Source organism: Bacillota bacterium, assembly GCA_023511485.1.
Taxonomy (GTDB): Bacteria; Actinomycetota; Aquicultoria; order Aquicultorales; family Aquicultoraceae; genus CADDYS01.
Genome location: JAIMBH010000009.1, coordinates 26,789 through 43,930, shown reverse-complemented (window position 1 = coordinate 43,930; position 17,142 = coordinate 26,789). Strand labels below are relative to the sequence as shown.

The 17,142-nt window shown below is 44.5% G+C and carries 19 protein-coding genes; 7 read left to right on the top strand and 12 right to left on the bottom strand.

The window, feature by feature from the left end:
• Window positions 1-41: 41 nt before the first annotated feature.
• Window positions 42-1,457, bottom strand: a complete 1,416-nt coding sequence (locus tag K6T91_04365) for a CBS domain-containing protein (GenBank protein ID MCL6472027.1) — start codon at window positions 1,455-1,457, stop codon at window positions 42-44.
• Window positions 1,458-1,784: 327 nt separating this feature from the next.
• Between K6T91_04365 and K6T91_04360 the strand changes: the two genes are divergently transcribed.
• From K6T91_04360 to K6T91_04345, 4 genes are all read left to right on the top strand, one after another.
• A complete protein-coding gene (locus tag K6T91_04360) occupies window positions 1,785-2,411 on the top strand; it encodes a uracil-DNA glycosylase (GenBank protein ID MCL6472026.1) in 627 nt (208 codons plus the stop codon).
• Between the two features lie 12 nt (window positions 2,412-2,423).
• Window positions 2,424-3,065 (top strand): DUF1614 domain-containing protein, encoded by a 642-nt coding sequence (locus tag K6T91_04355; GenBank protein MCL6472025.1) that lies wholly within the window; start codon window positions 2,424-2,426, stop codon window positions 3,063-3,065.
• 535 nt (window positions 3,066-3,600) lie between these two features.
• A complete protein-coding gene (locus tag K6T91_04350; protein MCL6472024.1) occupies window positions 3,601-4,920 on the top strand; it encodes an MFS transporter in 1,320 nt (439 codons plus the stop codon).
• A gap of 40 nt (window positions 4,921-4,960) precedes the next feature.
• Window positions 4,961-6,112, top strand: coding sequence for a PQQ-dependent sugar dehydrogenase (locus tag K6T91_04345; GenBank protein MCL6472023.1), 1,152 nt, complete (start codon window positions 4,961-4,963; stop codon window positions 6,110-6,112).
• Here the strand turns inward: K6T91_04345 and K6T91_04340 are convergent.
• From K6T91_04340 to nth, 3 genes are all read right to left on the bottom strand, one after another.
• Window positions 6,109-6,618, bottom strand: coding sequence for a nitroreductase family protein (locus tag K6T91_04340; GenBank protein MCL6472022.1), 510 nt, complete (start codon window positions 6,616-6,618; stop codon window positions 6,109-6,111). The two genes, K6T91_04345 and K6T91_04340, sit on opposite strands and share 4 nt — an antisense overlap.
• Window positions 6,619-6,680: 62 nt before the next feature.
• Entirely contained in the window at window positions 6,681-7,040 is a 360-nt protein-coding gene (locus K6T91_04335) for a nitrous oxide-stimulated promoter family protein (protein MCL6472021.1), read from the bottom strand.
• Between the two features lie 106 nt (window positions 7,041-7,146).
• Window positions 7,147-7,785 carry an endonuclease III gene (nth, locus tag K6T91_04330; GenBank protein ID MCL6472020.1) on the bottom strand — a complete coding sequence of 213 codons (639 nt, stop codon included), beginning with the start codon at window positions 7,783-7,785 and terminating at the stop codon, window positions 7,147-7,149.
• Window positions 7,786-7,930: 145 nt separating this feature from the next.
• Here nth and K6T91_04325 point away from each other — a divergent pair, with 145 nt between their 5' ends.
• The gene (locus tag K6T91_04325) at window positions 7,931-8,365 is read left to right on the top strand and encodes a hypothetical protein (protein MCL6472019.1); all 435 of its coding nucleotides are present in this window, start codon (window positions 7,931-7,933) and stop codon (window positions 8,363-8,365) included.
• A 63-nt stretch (window positions 8,366-8,428) separates the two neighbouring features.
• Here K6T91_04325 and K6T91_04320 read toward each other — a convergent pair whose 3' ends face one another.
• From K6T91_04320 to K6T91_04290, 7 genes are all read right to left on the bottom strand, one after another.
• A complete protein-coding gene (locus K6T91_04320; GenBank protein ID MCL6472018.1) occupies window positions 8,429-9,385 on the bottom strand; it encodes an ABC transporter ATP-binding protein in 957 nt (318 codons plus the stop codon).
• Window positions 9,386-9,478: 93 nt separating this feature from the next.
• The gene (locus tag K6T91_04315) at window positions 9,479-10,609 is read right to left on the bottom strand and encodes an ABC transporter permease (protein ID MCL6472017.1); all 1,131 of its coding nucleotides are present in this window, start codon (window positions 10,607-10,609) and stop codon (window positions 9,479-9,481) included.
• Window positions 10,606-11,736 (bottom strand): ABC transporter permease, encoded by a 1,131-nt coding sequence (locus tag K6T91_04310; protein MCL6472016.1) that lies wholly within the window; start codon window positions 11,734-11,736, stop codon window positions 10,606-10,608. The genes K6T91_04315 and K6T91_04310 overlap by 4 nt, the downstream gene beginning before the upstream one ends.
• Window positions 11,733-12,689, bottom strand: coding sequence for an ABC transporter ATP-binding protein (locus K6T91_04305; GenBank protein MCL6472015.1), 957 nt, complete (start codon window positions 12,687-12,689; stop codon window positions 11,733-11,735). Before K6T91_04305 ends, K6T91_04310 begins: the two co-directional genes overlap by 4 nt.
• Window positions 12,690-12,693: 4 nt before the next feature.
• Window positions 12,694-13,464, bottom strand: a complete 771-nt coding sequence (locus K6T91_04300) for an efflux RND transporter periplasmic adaptor subunit (protein ID MCL6472014.1) — start codon at window positions 13,462-13,464, stop codon at window positions 12,694-12,696.
• Window positions 13,465-13,493: 29 nt separating this feature from the next.
• Window positions 13,494-14,672 (bottom strand): HlyD family secretion protein, encoded by a 1,179-nt coding sequence (locus tag K6T91_04295; GenBank protein ID MCL6472013.1) that lies wholly within the window; start codon window positions 14,670-14,672, stop codon window positions 13,494-13,496.
• Complete coding sequence (locus K6T91_04290) at window positions 14,662-15,312, bottom strand: TetR/AcrR family transcriptional regulator (protein MCL6472012.1); 651 nt, start codon at window positions 15,310-15,312, stop codon at window positions 14,662-14,664. The genes K6T91_04295 and K6T91_04290 overlap by 11 nt, the downstream gene beginning before the upstream one ends.
• 304 nt (window positions 15,313-15,616) lie before the next feature.
• Between K6T91_04290 and K6T91_04285 the strand changes: the two genes are divergently transcribed.
• Together K6T91_04285 and K6T91_04280 are read left to right on the top strand one after the other, a co-directional pair.
• Window positions 15,617-16,135 (top strand): ferritin family protein, encoded by a 519-nt coding sequence (locus K6T91_04285; GenBank protein ID MCL6472011.1) that lies wholly within the window; start codon window positions 15,617-15,619, stop codon window positions 16,133-16,135.
• Entirely contained in the window at window positions 16,128-16,577 is a 450-nt protein-coding gene (locus K6T91_04280; GenBank protein MCL6472010.1) for a peptidylprolyl isomerase, read from the top strand. The genes K6T91_04285 and K6T91_04280 overlap by 8 nt, the downstream gene beginning before the upstream one ends.
• Here K6T91_04280 and K6T91_04275 read toward each other — a convergent pair whose 3' ends face one another.
• A complete protein-coding gene (locus K6T91_04275; GenBank protein MCL6472009.1) occupies window positions 16,578-17,075 on the bottom strand; it encodes a cation transporter in 498 nt (165 codons plus the stop codon).
• Window positions 17,076-17,142: the final 67 nt, after the last annotated feature.

Genomic DNA, 17,142 nt, shown 5'->3' with positions numbered 1-17,142 from the left:
AAGGCATTGGCGATTTGGCGCTTTTAGACTTTAGCACATTTTCATGCTGCCGCTGTTCCATATTTCTCAAGGGCAAGCGCCCTCACCAAATCATGCCTGCTTATTATCCCAACCAAACGGCTGTTATCCATAACAGGAACACGCTTGATCCTATTTCTTATTATAACAGAGGCAACCCTGTAGACAGAATCCCGCTCGTTAACAGTGATAACGTTTCTTGTCATCATATCCTTTACCTTTTCCGCCGCAGGTTTAGCCAGTATATCATCCTCACTCACTATCCCTACAAGCCTACCGTTAGCCATAACTGGAACGCCACTGATGTCATACCGGGCGAGTATTTTTATAAGCTCCTCTCTTGTGGTCTCTGGGGTTACCGTAACTACTTCTGTGGTCATAACATCTTTGGCTGTTACCGCCCGCTTAATTCCATAGAGAACCATCTTATAGGCATCCTCATAACCATCAACCATTTTCTCGACAGAAAAATTCTCAGCCACATATTGTCGACAAATATCAGGCTTGATCTCGGGAACCCTATATACTGCCTTAATCAAGTCATCAAGTGTATTGCCTAAAAAGCCGGTGACGCCATCCTTAATAACCTCGGCAGCCGCGCCTCTTTTTAACGCTATAACGGGAGTACCTGTGGCCATCGACTCGATCATAACAAGCCCAAAAGGCTCTTCCCATTGGCTGGTAAAAAGCGTTGCATAGGCATTTTTATAGAGTTCAAATTTCTCTTCAATTGTTATATCTCCCCTTATCTCAACATCTGCCTTTTGAAGAAGCGGCTTAACAACCTCTCTAAAATATTCCTTTTCATGGGCCTCAGTCATCTTTATGGCCATTATTAACTTCCGCTTGGCCGCAATGGCAATCCTAACAGCAAGGTCCAGACCTTTTTCTCTATTTGCCCGTCCAATAAAAAACAAGTAATCCTGCTTTTTCTCGGAGAAAGGCACTTTTGTAAGATCGATCCCGTTATAGACGGTCTTGACGAAGTTGATTCCCTCTTCACCGTAAAAACGGCGTTGGGTGTTGCTTATGGCCACAAAATAATTTTGCTGGCCGAACGCGCTCATCCTGCGGGCAAGCTCGGCACCCCATTCTGCAGGACCGTGGAGTGTGTAAATACACTTTACTGGAAGCCAGGTATTATGATGCATTGTGTGGTCATGAATTATGTCTACTTTTTCTATGAACGACCTTACAAACGAATACTCGGAAAATGCATTTTGAAGCGGCAGACCATAGCCAGGCCAGTCCTGACCAATATGGTGTGCAACAATAGGTACTAGTTTTGCTTTAGTTTTCGAGTCACCAGATGCAAAGAGTACTACTTCATGGCCTCTTTCCACCAAACCGTCGGCGAGTTGACTTACAACTAGTTCAGCTCCACCATAGCCGGTTGGCGGTACAGGAAGCCAGGGGCCTGCGACCATAGCTATCTTCATTACCATCCTCCTGACATAATGCTCACCAAATGGGGTGAGCAGGTTTGCAATATCTAAGAGACTAGCTATACAGCAATCTGCTTTGAGAGTTTTATATTGCAACTAAGCTCATTTACTTGTTTAAATGCTGCAATTACTGCTGCCAAATACCGATATTTTCCCTCCCAATCAGCTAATCTTATACCCCCGTGCGGAACTATAAAAACGCTACACTAAACCGCGGATTATATTTATACGGTCGCCAACTTATACCTTTTTCCATTATTTACTTATCCAAGGTGTGTGAGATTCGTTTACATCAACTTGATTTGAGGTATCCAAACCCTGATGTCCGAACTAGATAAAAGCGAAGTCATAAAAAAGATTGAAGAGGACATTGCAAACTGTAGGCAGTGTCGAGAGCTTCCGGATGTAGGCAATACCCCGGTATTTCCCCGCGGCAATCCCGATGCCAATTGCATGCTGGTTGGCGAGGGACCTGGCGAACAAGAAGAGAAGCAGCAGAAACCATTTGTTGGCCGAGCCGGTAAGCTACTCGAAGACGTACTGAGGGACTTAGGGTTTGAAGTAGACCAAGATTTTTATATAACTAACGTGGTCAAGTACAGGTCGTGCAAGAAAATCCCCGGCGGTAAGAGGAGCAATAAGCCGCCATCTGCGAGACAGATAAACCTCGAGCGAGAGTTTCTAGAGCGCGAGATAGCAGTGGTAAAACCGAAGCTTATTGTAGCTTTAGGTGCCAAAGCCAGCCAGTGGTTTCTAGGAAAGGATTTTAAGCTTACCCAAGATCATGGTAAGTTTTTTAACTGGCATGGGATAGCTGTTTTACCTACCTTCCACCCAGCAGCAATACTAAGGGCTTTTATGGTCAGTGAAGGCGAAGAAAGAATGCAGGAATTTAGAGAAGACTTGCAAAAAATAAGAGATATTATAAAGCCGGCCGCTGCAGCATAATTTGGAGGAAAAATGAGGCGTGCAATATTTGTACCTGTAATCCTTGCTTTTTTGCTCTTTTTTGTCTTTGTCTTGTTTTTATTTAACGCTATAGCAATATCTTTTACCAAGCTAGGGCTCTCACCAGTCGAAACATTCCTTATATTCTTAAGCATCATAGTTGGTGGATATATAAACATCCCCATATCACGCCGCAAGATCACCGTAATCGAAGACCGCCGGCTACCTTTCCCATTCTTTTATTATCCTCCAAGGGTTGCCGAGCAGGTTATTTTTATCAATGTAGGCGGTGCTTTGATACCTGTTTTGCTGGCCTTATACTTCTTACCTAAAGCACCTTTGCTGCCCACAATAATCGCAACGGTTGTGATTACAGCTGTTTCAAAAATCCTTGCAAGAGTCGTTCCTGGCGTTGGCATAGCTATGCCCGCTTTTATTCCGCCGATCATATCGGCAATTTTGGCGTATACGCTAGCCCCTGACAATCCAGCCCCTGTCGCATTTATATCGGGAGTTCTCGGGACTCTAACGGGTGCAGACTTACTGAACCTGGGTAAAGTACGCAATATGGGAGCCCTGGCTATTAGCATAGGTGGAGCAGGAGTATTTGATGGAATATTTCTTGTTGGTATAATTGCAGCCCTTTTAACTTAGCAGCCACACTCCCGCAGACTAATATCTTTAAGCTATTTATTTATCCTTGAGCTTTAAGTATAAGCATTTATAATTTGCAGATTTACCAATTGCTAATATGCTTTTTCATGACCTGCTATTTATGTTTACCACTGAAGTGCTTATATAAACTTATGTCATCATTTTGTTTATATAATTACCGCTAGGGGTACAATAGTATAGATATCAAAAAGGCGTTTCAAATGACCTAACTGCATTTATACATCCCCCATCTGCAGCAACAATATTACGGCATTAATTACCTTCTTCAACTGGTAAGAGCATTAGACCGGGCAGGCATTAAATTTCAGCTCATCTGCAGCGAGGATAAGCAAGCTCTAAACTTGAATCCTCCGAATTTACTAATTGCTTCGATTTTTTTTGCCAGACCTATATGGGCTTATAATCCATAGCTGTAATCATAATACGCTATTATAATACAACTTTAAAATTCTTGGGATATTGGGCTAGGTTGACTTAGCAATACGTTAGTGGGTAAATAGAATATTGATGATAGATGACCGCTAATAACAACCAAGCCAATAGCGATAGTAAATTACTGCAGACGGAGATAATAGAAGCTGAGACGACCTCTCCCGAAACGGCAATCATAGAAACAACAACAAGGCGGGGGCGGCTTTTTATTTCTCTTCGTTACCCTGAATATCGTTACCTGTGGTCGGGAGCTTTCCTCTCTAATATAGGGACGTGGATTCAGTCGGTTGCCCTTGGCTGGTTTGTTTTCCAGGTCACAAATTCGGAGTTTAGCCTTGGGTTGGTTAATTTTACTTCAAGCCTCCCCACGTTCTTCCTGGCACTCGTTGGTGGAGTTATTGCTGATAGGTATGAAAGAAGATCGCTTTTAATAATAAGTCAGATAATTCTAATGGTTCTGGCGTTTGTCCTCGGATTATTAGTTTCATTAAGAGTTGCGAACATCCTGATAATACTTGCCATATCCCTTGCCGCTGGAATTGCAAGCAGCTTTAACTTTCCCGCCTGGCAGGCACTAATCCCCGAGCTAGTACCAAGAAAAGACCTGATGAATGCCGTCGCACTTAACTCAGCCCAGTTTAATGCAGCAAGGTTAGTAGGCCCTGCCGTTGCGGGCATTATAATTGCCAGGCTGGGCGTAGCGCCATCTTTCTATATAAATGCGCTAAGTTTCTTAGCGGTAATCGTCGCTCTTGTGTTAATTAAACCGCGTCCGGTGAAAACAGCTAAAGTCAGCGGAAATATCTGGCAAAACCTAATCAGCGGCATAAATTACGCACGCAGAGACATCTCTATAGCCATGCTCCTTATATCACTTGGCATTCTTTCCATATTCGGCATGTCGCATACCGTCCTTATGCCCGTCTTTGCTCGGGATATCCTCAAAGTCGGGCCCGGAGGTCTTGGTTATCTTATGGCTGCGAGCGGTTTTGGCGCCGTGTTAGGAGCGCTCATTGTAGCGGGGCTCTCTCATTCTGTGCAGCGGAAAACACTTATCAAATTCAGTATCCTTAGCTACAGCATATTTTTATTTATCTTTGCCCTATCAAGAGAATTTATCGTATCCATTATCGCACAAGCTGGGATAGGGATATCATTTCTTATATCGGTATCGGCGACCAACACTTCGCTCCAGGCTGCCGTACCAACCGAGTTCAGAGGTCGAATAATGAGCCTTTTTGTCTGGTGTTTTATAGGGCTTGCTCCCATTGGAAGCTTCTTCATCGGATCGATCGCAAATCTGTTAGGTAGCCCCACTGCCGTTGCTATCGGTGCGGTTATTCTTATGCTGACCTCAATAATGCTCTTTATTCGCCGGAACTTGCTTGAGAGCGCAGAATAAAAGGCTGATTAGGCCTCAAAAAATTGGAGATAATCCCAATATGGAAAAGAGATGGAGTTGGGCCTCAGCATTATCCATTATGGCGGTAATTGCTGCTTGCTTGTATCTTTTTGCCGGCTGCGCAGGGCAAACCAGCCCAATAACTACGACCACCGCCAAATCTACCGTAACAACTCAGGGTGGCAAAGAGAGAGCCAGGAAGCCAGCCTTCCCGCAAACTATAACCGGGCTTAACCAACCGATAGCTATGGCTTTTACCCCCGACCGGCGAATATTTATAACCGAACGTATCGGCCGCATTAGGGTCTTCGCCAACCACCGTTTGCTAAGAAAGCCCTTTGCAACAGTAAACGTTCCACAGCTAAGCGGCTATAATGAGACAGGTCTCTTAGGGATAGCTCTACATCCTAACTTTCAAGCTCAACCTTACGTCTATATTTATCACACCTATGTTAAAAATGGACGCTTAACTAACAGGGTAGTTAGGTTTAAAGAAAACGAAAGCAATACTGCGGCACCAGAACCAGAAGTTATTGTTGATAACATCCCCGGCGGAAGAATTCACAACGGCGGTATACTAGCTTTTGGACCTGACGGTAACCTTTACATATCGACTGGAGAGACAGGAAACCGTAGTTTAGCCCAAGATATAAGCTCGACCGCAGGAAAGATTTTACGGGTAAGACCAGACGGCAAAATCCCAGATGACAACCCATTCAAAAACTCGCCTGTCTACTCATACGGCCACCGAAATGTATTTGGCATGGCCTTTGACCCGAAAACAAAGGCCTTATATATCACAGAGAACGGTCCGACCAGAGACGATGAAATAAACAGGATTGTAAAAGGCGGTAATTACGGTTGGCCAATTGTGCTTGGGAAGAGCAATGATAAGCGATTTATTAATCCCCTTATCGTCTACAGACGGCCGATTGCACCTACACAGGCTATATTCTATACCGGCAATATATTTCCGAAACTCAAAGATTGGTTTATCTTTGGCACATATAACACAGATAATCTTCATGCTATCGAACTAACCAGCACAGTTCGCGATCAGGTGCGGCAAGATAAGGTCATATACCAGGCAGGCTCATCTATTATAGGCATTGCCCAATCCCCGGACGGCGATATATATGTCATCGAGAGTAATATCATCAGGAAGCTGAATCAGATCAAAGACAACTTCTAAATCTCTTCTCTTAAAAAAACCAACTCATCTAGGCGGTTCCTTCTACCCTTTTGAGATGTTGATGCTGGATGACCTATGGCAATAACAGCCATAAGCTCAAAACTATCTGGAGCACCTACCAATCTTTCCACCTGTTCTCTATTTGCAAGTATCTGTCCTAGCCAGCATGCACCCAAACCTAGAGAGTGCGCTTCAAGAAGCATATTTTGTATGCAGGCTCCCATCGCCTGAATATCTTTTATGCGGTTATATGAAACTGAGTTGTCCAGAAACACTGCGATTAAAACATTGGCCCCTAGAACAGTAGACCTATATTCAGTAGCATTAGCTACCTCCTCCTTTGTTTCATTTCGCCTGATAACTGCAAACCGCCAGGGTTGGTTATTAAGACCAGATGGAGCCCACCGCCCAGCTTCGAGTATTTTGTCGATATCCTCATCACTTACCGGCTTGCCGGAATATTTTCTAATGCTTCTTCTGGTCTTTATAGTATCAAGTAGTTCCACCGCATCCTCCAGTTTAGAATAGTCGGCACATCAAGACCGTTCTCTTATCGCTTACCTGCACTTTATGCCAAGTAGTGATACAGCATGTCCAGGCGCCCTCTTTTTACAAGGTAAATTCCTGAGAACTTCATTACTTCCCTGATCTGTTCTTTATAGAACGGATGATAGCACTGGTTGGGGCACTTCTTACACATGGGCTTGGGATCCATCGGGCACATAGCCCGCTTGGCTATCCCATGGTTGAGAAGCTTAAAGCAGCGCTCACAAAGCAACATCTTGGGTAAATCCAGCTCTTCGCTTCCCCTGCCTTTATAGTAGAAAGGTATTTTGTCCTCTTTGCTATGGTTCTTGCGGCAATATATTTCAACAAACTTTGCCAAAATACCGATATCATGCCGAACCCTGGGTTCAAATACAGGCACCTTAGCACCACCCAAAAAAGATATCTATATCTTAGTATAGAAAAGTTCGCTGATAAATCCTTTGACTTAAATCAAAATCACCAAGAGCCATTAAATTCCTGCAGGCTTAGAGCTTAAGTGCAGAGGGGCAGATATCGTTTAAAATACAGCTATCACACCGGGGCCTTTTGGCATCGCATACAGCCCGTCCATGCTCAATCAACAAATAGGTAAAATTAAACCACTCTTCTCTCGGTACACTATCCATCAGGTCACGCTCGATCTTTTCAGGATCGTTGTTTTTACTTAGCCCAAGCCGTCTTGAAAGACGCTTGACATGTGTATCAACCGCTATGCCTTCGACTATGCCAAACGCGTTTCCCAGCACGACATTAGCGGTCTTCCGCGCGACTCCAGGGAAACGCGTTAACTCCTGCATGCTCTTTGGAACCTCCCCGCCAAAATCCCTTATCAGTATATTAGCCACACTTTTAATATTTCTAGCTTTATTTCTATAAAAGCCGGTAGGCCTTATATCTGCTTCAAGTTCTTCAAGCGAAGCATCTGCAAAGTCATAGACGCTTCTATACTTTTTGAACAGTTCTCTTGTGACCTCATTTACCTTTTTATCCGTGCACTGAGCCGAAAGAATCACCGCAATAAGAAGCTCAACGGGGTTTGAATAGACAAGAGCTATCTTTGCATCCGGATATTCTTTCCTCAGGCGATTTATTATCTCAGCTGTCTTATTAGCCTGCTCAACCATTTGTACCCCATGCCCATGCTACAAATAATTTATCTGCATTTGAGTTTAAAACAAAGCATAAAAATGTAAAGTTTTAGGTATATAAAGCGTATAGTAGCTTAGCTTGTGCCGGGTAATTTAAAGACAACAATAAGGAGGTATTGAAATGGCTATTCGTGACATGGTTGAGAAAGGATCGGATTTTGAAGAAGACATAAAGAAATGGAAAGATTTGGAGGATGTAACTATTGAAAGTTGTGATAAGATAATAGGGTCAAGCAGCAATGCGCTTGTAAAAACAGTAGCCGGCATTATCAAAGCCGATTCTCATAAGCACAAAGAGATCCTAAATGTTATAGAAGATGCGCTCAATGGCACAATTTTATTAAGCCCTGAAGAGCTTGGGGCCATCTCCGAGCTATTGGACAACCATCTTAAGCTGGAGAAAAATTCCGTAATGCTTGCCGAGAAGGAACTCGAGAACAGCCGGCATTTTGTGATTCGCCACCTCTTATCCTACCTTTTAGAGGACGAGAGGAAACATGTTAAGCTACTCAACCAATTAAATGATTTTAAGAGACACCTTTACCCGTACGCTTAAAAACAGTCACTTAAGATTAAAAACCGGAGGTGTGATTTTAAATTAAGGCACTAGTCCACAAATCTAGCCTCCGGTTTTTCTAGTTTCCAGTAGGTTTACAAAAACATCCTCCAGGCTGGGTTGCACTTCATGCACCAAAAATCCCTTATACCCTAACCCTTTCAGATACTTCTCGACCAACGGTATGCCCTTTTCTGCGGAGTCCACTTTAGCGTGGATGGTGGCTCCGTAGAAGTATGCATCCTCGACACCAGGAGCTGAGGATATAGCCTTGAGGGCATCCTGGGATGTATCGACAGCAACCTCGATAATGCTGCCCTGCATGTGCTGCTTCTTTAGCTCATCCGGCGTGCCTAACGCGATCATTCTGCCCTGATATATAAACCCTATCCTATGGCAGTGCTCAGCCTCGTCCATATAGTGCGTCGTCACAAAAAGCGTCGTTCCGGATTCGGCCATATGATACAGCATCTCCCAAAAGTTCCTCCTTGAAACCGGATCAACTCCGCCAGTCGGCTCATCAAGAAAGACCATTTCGGGCTCATGTATAATAGCGCATCCCAAAGCCAATCTCTGTTTCCACCCAGTAGAAAGATTTGCGGCAAGTTCATGCTCTCTACCCTTTAACCCAGCCATCTCAAACACGAAATCCTTGCGCTCAGCTAAGCGCCTGTTTTTAAGACCATAGATGCCGCCATAAAAGTCGAGGTTCTCATCAACAGTAAGGTCTTCATAGAGACTGAACTTTTGCGACATATAACCGATGTGCTGCTTGATTTCCTCTGGGTTTTTCTTGACGTCTATACCCAGGATACTTGCCCTGCCTCCACTTGGCTCAAGAATGCCACAAAGCATACGGATTGTCGTTGATTTTCCTGAGCCGTTTGGGCCTAAAAAGCCGAATATCTCACCGCGCCGGACATCAAAAGAGACGTCATTCACCGCTATAAAATCACCAAATTTCTTGGTAAGCCCATCAACAATTATCGATTTTTCATAACTATTGTTTGCTTTATCCAACTACTTTCACCGTTCTATTTAGTTTTTAACTTTATCGCTTAGGCACACTGGCCCTTCCGGACCTGTCCGAGGCTCTAATCTCTAACCTGTAAGCTAATCTGTAAACCTCTTCTGGAATCTAAAAACGCTTATGCTAAAAATTAAAATCCCAAGAAGCATTAGTATCAGCGCCTGATCCCATAATTCTTCCATTCCAACGCCCTTAAGGAATATCCCCCTTACAATAACTAAGAAGTATCGCAGCGGCACCAGATAAGTCACTAGCTGTATTGCCTTCGGCATATTTTCGATAGGAAAGATAAAACCAGAGAACATAATTGCCGGCATCATAAAAAACCAAGCCGTCATTTGCGCCTGGTGTTGGGTGCGCGATACCGTTGAGACCAAGAGCCCCTGACCAACTGTTGTAAACAAGAAGGCAACGCAGAGCGCAAGAAGCAAGAGGACATTTCCCCTAAAAGGAACTCCGAACCAAACAACGCCAAGGGAGACTACCAATGCCACCTCGATAAAGGAGATTATTACATAAGGCAGAATCTTGCCCAATATCAGCTCCCAGCGTTTTATGGGAGTTACAACCAACTGCTCGAGAGTGCCTCGCTCCCGTTCTTTTACAATCGCCACCGAAGTCAGGATTGTCGTGATGATGGTAAGAATCATCCCGATTAAACCAGGTACCATATAGTTTACGCTTTTTAAATCAGGGTTATACCAAACCCTAACCCTAGAGCTTACGTTTACTATCCTAGCGCTCAGTGCATTTATCGTGTTAAGTCTGCTGTTCATCAATTCCTGCGACCGCGCCGCGATTATACGCATTGCGTATTGCTGCGCCTGTACACCGGTGTTTGCATCGGAGCCATCAAGCACAAGCATTAGCTCAGCCGTGCGCCCATTCTTTATAGCATGTTCAAAGCCCTTTGGGATAATAAGACCAAGTGTGGCTTTATCAGATCGCAAATATGTAGGTATATCGGCTTCGCTATTAACATGCTTTACTATCTCAAAATATCCAGCATTGGCAAATTTCTCAGCCATAACCCTGCTCTCAGCCGTGCGGTCGTAATCGGCAACCACCATGCCAATATCTTTTACTTCTGTTTGGACAACGTAACCAAAGAGGATTAGCTGCAAAAGCGGTGCGATAAAAGCCAATGGTAATAATCTCTTATCCCGCAAAAGCTGCAATATCTCTTTCCGTGCAAGCATAAGGATGCGCATCATGCCAGCACCCTCCTCAAGCGAAGCGAAGCGATGGTGATCATAAGCACGGCAAATGCTACAAGCGCCAGTAAATTAGGCCATAGAGTACTAACAGAGGTGCCCTTCAGGAAAATACCTCTTATAACAACCAAGAAATATCTGGCTGGCACAAGATAAGTTATTAACTGTAAAACCAGCGGCATGCTCTTTATTGGAAATACAAATCCTGAGAGTAAAAACGCTGGCAGGAACGTAGTCAGAAACGATGCAAAACTTGCAACCTGCTGCGATTCTGTGACCGCAGAAATTACAAGTCCCATAGCAAGAGTTCCCGCAACGTACACTATGAGACTTAGGAAAAGCAGCGTAAGACTTCCCTGCATGGGTACATTGAACCAAAGGGTTCCCACTCCGGTTATAAGAGCAGCCTCAAAGAAGGCAATGATGACATAGGGTATTATCTTCCCGATAATGAGTTCCCAGCTTTTGATAGGCGAAACAACAAGGTTCTCCAACGTGCCCCTCTCCTTTTCCCGCACCAGAGCAACTGAGATGTTTATCGTGGTAACCGTCATCATAATAAGCGCCATTAGGCCAGGCACAATATAATTTACGCTTCGGAGTTCCGGATTGTACCAGACTCTCGCTTTAGCGTCTATTGGGGGTATTCCCTGTCGGATTTCAATACCTTTTTTGTAAAGCGACTCGGCCGTAGCGTTTTGGGAGAACCGGCTAATAATCATCGACGAATAACCCACACCGACCCGCGCGAAATTAGGGTCTGAACCATCAACCAACACCTGGATTTTTGTATCCTCATCCGATTTTAACTTGCTCTCAAACCCTCGAGGGATGATTATGGCGACTTTGACTCTGCCTGAATCCAGGCGCTGGGTAAAATCAGCTTTATTTGGTCTGTCAACTATATCGAAGTAACCCGAACTTGAGAAACTTTCGACCAGCTTACGGCTGCTTGCAGTTCTATCATTATCATAAATAGCAGTGCGAATATGGTTAACATCGAGGCTTAATGCATAGCCGAACATAAGTAACTGAAACAGTGGCAAGAAAAGGGTAATACCAAGCGTCCTCGGGTCGCGCAGGATATGTAAGAACTCTTTTCGCATAATTGACCGAATCATTCTCACGATCTTTCCCTCATCCTTAAGCTCTGGTCTTCGGATTTTCTTTTGATCATCTCAATGAACGCGCTCTCCATTGTTGGAGCTTTCGCTACCAGAGATACCAACTCAATCCTATCGGGTAGGTCTCGTTTAAGCCGCTCTATGGCCTCATGAGCTGAGTCTACAGTAAGCTGCAGACGTTCACCGTAAATCTCGACATCCCGCACATATTTAAGCTCGCTTAATAGCTTTCGGGCATCCCTTTGCGGCCTTGCAATCAACTCGACTATTTCGCCGCTAAAAGATGCCTTTATGGATTGCGGGGTATCGCTAACTTTTATTATCCCACCATCCATAAAGGCAACTGTTGAGCAGCGCTCTGCTTCATCCATATACGGTGTCGATACAAAAAGCGTTATGCCCCTGCCTCTAAGCTCAGATAGGATCGCCCAGAACTCGCGTCGGCTGACCGGGTCAACACCTGTAGTCGGCTCGTCAAGAAACAATATCTTCGGTTCATACATAAGTGTGCATGCAAGCGCGAGTTTTTGCTTCATGCCACCGGATAAAAACTCAGCACGGCGGCCAGTAAACTCTTCCAAGCGCGCAAATTTTAGTAGTTCCTTCATCCTCTTTTTGCGCTCGGTATCCGATATGCCATATATGTCGGCAAAGAAACGTAGGTTTTCCTCTACGGTCAAATCCGCATATAGATTGAACTTTTGTGACATATAGCCTATTTTGCCTCGTACAGCACGTGGCTCAAGCAAGATGTCTTTGCCCCAGACCTTGACCGAACCCGCGGTAGGTTTTAGGATAGTTGCGAGCACTCTAATAGTTGTGGTTTTGCCAGCGCCATCAGGTCCCACAAGGCCAAATATTTCCCCTTCACCCACACGCAGGCTCAAACCATCAACAGCGCGAACGCCGGGAAAATCAACTATTAAGTTTTCGACCTCAATAATGGTCTTGTTCATTTATTTAGCTCCTAGCCAACACTGCGTCTGCCGGCATACCCGGCTTAAGCAGCCCTTCGGGGTCACCTACTTTTATGGTTACTGCGAATACAAGGCTGCTTCTCTGCTCTTTGGTTTGTACGTTTTGCGGAGTAAACTCCGCATTAGATGCAATTTCGACCACCTTACCATTAAAAACCTTGTCTGTATAAGCATCCACTTTAACTTTAGCTTCCTGGCCTACCTTTATCTTGCCAAGCTCTTTCTCGTCAACGTAGATAGTGAGCTTGAGTTCGGATGCCTTGCCCACAACAGCCACGGTTGACCCCGGATTTGCCATCTCGCCTACAGATAAAGGCAGGCTCAGAACAAATCCATCGAGTGGCGATGTAATTGTCGCATAACCCTGCTGAATCTGTGCCATTGAGAGATTTGCCTTAGCTTGGTCCACTTGAGCCTGAGCCGCGCGCTTTTTAGCATCGGTATCAGCATCATCAACCGCTGCATTTGCAGCGTCAACGCCAGCTTGGGCTACCGCTACCTGATTCTTTAGCAGGCTATCATCAAGAGTAACAAGTACATCGCCCTTCTTAACCCGATCCCCTTCCTTTACCTTGATATCCGTAACCACAGCGGCTATTTGAGAACTGATGTTTAACTCCACCGCCTCTATTGTTCCGGAACCTTCGATCTTCCCATCTGCAGATTTGCTGTTGGATGCATAAGCGTACCAGCCGGCATACGCTCCGGCCAGCATAAGCAACGCCAGCGGGACAACAATCAGCTTTTTCTTCATATCGACCTCCATCGCAAATTGTGTGCAAATCAAAAGATTTTCACATCTACCGGCATTCCGGCTTTAAGAATACCTTGCTTGTTGCCGATCTCAACGGTTACCTTAACAACCCTTACTAGTTCAAGCTCATCCGTTGTTATATTAGACGGCGCGAAGATTGCCTTTTGGCCGATCTCCACTACCTTACCTTTGAACACCACATCAGGTGCCGCATCGACCAAAGCTTCAGCCGGGTCGCCTATTCTTACTTCTTTGATCCGATCAAGCGGTATATATAAATCGATTCTTAGCTTATCGGTTTGGATAATCGACATCAGCCGTTGTCCAGGGTATAAAACAGAGCCCTCTGCGATTCTCATTTCCGTAATCATACCTGAAGCTCCGGCTCGGATTTTCGTAGAATCAACTATTCTCCTTGCTAAAGCAAGGCCTGTCTCAGCCTGCACCCTTCTTTTCTCAAGCAGGGCAATTTTTCTCGCAAGCGCAGAATTGCCTTCATCAATCTGTCTTTTGCCTTGGGATATCTTTGCAAGGCCTAAGTCCATCTGCCCTAGAGCCTTGTCAAATTGCTTCTTGCCAGCCTCCTGCCCAGCCCTAGCTTGCGAGATCGTAGCCTCAAGCTGGGCGATTTGAGCTGGATTACCGCCTTTTGTCTTAAGGGCGGCAAGCTGAGCTTCAAGCTGTTTGATTTGTGCTTGCCCAGCCGCATACTTCTCATTAAAGTCATTTATTGCCTTAGCACGGTTGGCCCTTAAGCTGGCTTCGTTAGTGTCCAGATCGCTTCTTTTTTTTGAAAGGTCATTACGGCTATCGTTCAGGCTGTCTATAGTTGCCGATAAATTGTCGTATTGAGCCTGCGCTTTATTTAGGTTTTGCAGCGCCATCTCCTCGGAGACCGTAAGCAGAACGTCGCCTTTTTTAACGTGAGAGCCCGGTTCAATTTTCAAGCTGTTCACAGTCCCAACCGGCATTAGCTGCTTAGTCATGCTATTCGACGGTATCTTGTCTGTAACGGCTACGAGCAAAGCCAAGTCAGTCGGCACACTTACAGCAACTCTCTCTGCTCCTAAAACGCCGGAAGCCGCAATTGCTCTGCTTCCCTGCCCAGCTTCAACAAAAATCGCCAGCGAAGCAGATATCAAAACTGCCGCAACAATTAACGCTATAATCTTGGCCTTTATCGATAAGCCCAGGATTTTATTCCTCATGAGTTTTCCTTAAGCCCTTGATAACCATATCCATCGTAGTATCGCCAATTTCTTTTACATTGAACACGCCGGTAAACAACCTGTACTGAAGAAGTTGCCCCAACACCATACCTATAATTGCAACAGCAGTCTTTTTTGAATCTACTTGCCTGAACTCCCCAGATGCGATTCCTTCTTCTATTGCAGATGCAATATAGTTCACATATCGCTCCCGAAATCCGGCTATGGCTTCCCTGGTTTTTGAGTTTACGGTCAACAGGTTTTGAGCAAATGCAGGCATAACCGGTCCTAATATTTTTAACATTTTGAGGTGAGCGCGAATTATCGTTTCGATTTTTTCGGATGCCGTGGTTGCTTTTTTAAGGCCTTTCTCAACCTTTGCAAAGAGACGTGCCTGCCCAAAATTTACCAGCATTAAAAAGAGGTCTTCCTTTTTCTCGATATAGTAATAAATCGTTCCCTTAGCGATACCAGCATCATCAGCTATATCCTTAATGGACGCCTCAGCAAAGCCCTTTTCGTTAAAGACCTTAGCGGCACTTGCCATTATTTTAAGACGCGTGCGCTCGCTCTTACTCATAGGACGCACTTCATATTCAAGTAAATCTATTAGGCTATCGGTATCTTCAAAGTCAAACATGCCGAAATTCCTTCCGCAAAAAGGTCTTTAACAAAAAGTCTTTACCTATATTTTCGACCAATTGGTCATTTTAATTATAGTATTTTTGACCAGACGGTCAATTATTTCGATTATTTACTCAAAAGCTCGCCGGCATATTCCCACCCATCGGCTAACCTATGCCGCCTACCGGCTACACTATAACTCTACTCATCGGCATCAATCCAAGCAGCGATTTAAAAGATTTACAATATATGGCATCAAGACTTGCATAGGCAATTTAGAACAGATATTCTAATCTAAGCTCATGAAAGGAATGATCTGCATGGATGAGGCGTATTGCGAAGCGCTACGAACAGCAATTGAATTCGAACGCAATGGCGAAGCGTTCTACCGCCAGTTAATTGATAAAGTGCAAGATCCATTTGCAAAGGAAGTTCTGACATTTCTTGCACTTGAAGAGGTTGAGCACATCAGAAAAATAGAGGCTTTCAATAACTCGCTGCTTAACCGGGATTGGTTCGACGTTGAAACCGAATGCGTTTTTGATTTGCCAGAGAGAATTCGCGATCTGGTTCAAGACCGTAGGCAAACTGTGGAGAAAAACATCAAGCCAGACAGCAATGACCTTGATATATATGACGTAGCGATGTTGCTTGAGGCTAAAAGTATCAATCTTTACGAGCAAGCCGTAAGTGAGGCTAAGGAAGAACAGGTAGAAACTTTCTTTAGATTCATGCTCGCCGAAGAAACGGAGCATTACGACCTTCTTGCCTCATCAAAGAGATACCTGGCAGACCCCGCTTATTACTTTGAGGAATATGGCGGATGGATATTTGGTTAGAGAAAGAGGGTTTTTAATGAGGATCAAAAAAGGTTCAGAGGTAAAATTCTCATACAGGCTTTTCTCTGGTGAAGAGATAATGGATGAGACCCTACCAGGGCAGCCAATGATATACACTCATGGCGAAGGTACGCTTGTGCCTGGCCTGGAAAAAGCTCTAAGGGGACTTAAAGCTGGAGATAAAGTAGAGGTCGTGGTCAAACCTGAAGATGGATATGGAACTATCCGCGACGATAGAATAGTAAATATACCAAAAGCTAAAATCCCTAAAGAGGCTGATGTACACGAAGGAATGGAGGTTCCTGCAAGATCTCCAGAAGGCGAAATGGTCGTTGGAATAATTACCAAGGTAACTGATGAAACAGTCACTATTGATTTCAATCACCAGTTGGCCGGAAAAACACTTCGCTTTGAAGTGGAGATACTAGAAGTCTCAAACTAATTAATTTCCAATTATTTTTTGTTCGGTCGGCTGGCCCGGATGTTCGCCTTTATTAAGCGCTTCGGTGATTTGCTCCAGCTTTATTTTAGCAGGGTCGTATTTTACCTCAAAGAGCTGGTTTGCATAATCGGCTCTTACGGTAGCAATGCCCCCAAGTTTCTGAAGCTCGGCGACAATCTGCTTGGTGCAATCCGACCCAGAAAGTTCTTCCATTTTATAAGTTACGGTAACAGCATTTGGTATCACCATCTGTCCGACCGGTATTTTCTCCACCATCGACCCCTCAGGTAAAGGGTTAATTTGATCGCTTGGTTTTGACAGGAAAGATGACAGCCCAAAAATTAGTGCAATTATCGCTATGACAATTATGGCCAGAGGCAGTATTTTATTCGTAAGCTGGTTATTACTATTAGCGACCGGCTTGCCGGCTATTGGTTTAGGCTTAGCTTTCTTTGCCCTGCTGATATTGGTCTTGCTCTTTGCTTTGCGGTTAGCCATCTCACAGTCTCCTCAAGGTCAATCTAATGATTGATTTTCCCAATAAATTTACAAAAAGTAAATAATC

What these genes read in the sequence shown, in the direction of transcription:
- K6T91_04295 (MCL6472013.1), bottom strand. Translation starts at nt 14,672, where the DNA reads ATGAGGAATAAAATCCTGGGCTTATCGATAAAGGCCAAGATTATAGCG.
- K6T91_04285 (MCL6472011.1), top strand. Translation starts at nt 15,617, where the DNA reads ATGGATGAGGCGTATTGCGAAGCGCTACGAACAGCAATTGAATTCGAA.
- K6T91_04275 (MCL6472009.1), bottom strand. Translation starts at nt 17,075, where the DNA reads ATGGCTAACCGCAAAGCAAAGAGCAAGACCAATATCAGCAGGGCAAAG.
- K6T91_04350 (MCL6472024.1), top strand. Translation starts at nt 3,601, where the DNA reads ATGACCGCTAATAACAACCAAGCCAATAGCGATAGTAAATTACTGCAG.
- K6T91_04360 (MCL6472026.1), top strand. Translation starts at nt 1,785, where the DNA reads ATGTCCGAACTAGATAAAAGCGAAGTCATAAAAAAGATTGAAGAGGAC.
- K6T91_04290 (MCL6472012.1), bottom strand. Translation starts at nt 15,312, where the DNA reads ATGTTTGACTTTGAAGATACCGATAGCCTAATAGATTTACTTGAATAT.
- K6T91_04300 (MCL6472014.1), bottom strand. Translation starts at nt 13,464, where the DNA reads ATGAAGAAAAAGCTGATTGTTGTCCCGCTGGCGTTGCTTATGCTGGCC.
- K6T91_04315 (MCL6472017.1), bottom strand. Translation starts at nt 10,609, where the DNA reads ATGATGCGCATCCTTATGCTTGCACGGAAAGAGATATTGCAGCTTTTG.
- K6T91_04325 (MCL6472019.1), top strand. Translation starts at nt 7,931, where the DNA reads ATGGCTATTCGTGACATGGTTGAGAAAGGATCGGATTTTGAAGAAGAC.
- K6T91_04365 (MCL6472027.1), bottom strand. Translation starts at nt 1,457, where the DNA reads ATGAAGATAGCTATGGTCGCAGGCCCCTGGCTTCCTGTACCGCCAACC.
- K6T91_04355 (MCL6472025.1), top strand. Translation starts at nt 2,424, where the DNA reads ATGAGGCGTGCAATATTTGTACCTGTAATCCTTGCTTTTTTGCTCTTT.
- nth (MCL6472020.1), bottom strand. Translation starts at nt 7,785, where the DNA reads ATGGTTGAGCAGGCTAATAAGACAGCTGAGATAATAAATCGCCTGAGG.
- K6T91_04345 (MCL6472023.1), top strand. Translation starts at nt 4,961, where the DNA reads ATGGAAAAGAGATGGAGTTGGGCCTCAGCATTATCCATTATGGCGGTA.
- K6T91_04305 (MCL6472015.1), bottom strand. Translation starts at nt 12,689, where the DNA reads ATGAACAAGACCATTATTGAGGTCGAAAACTTAATAGTTGATTTTCCC.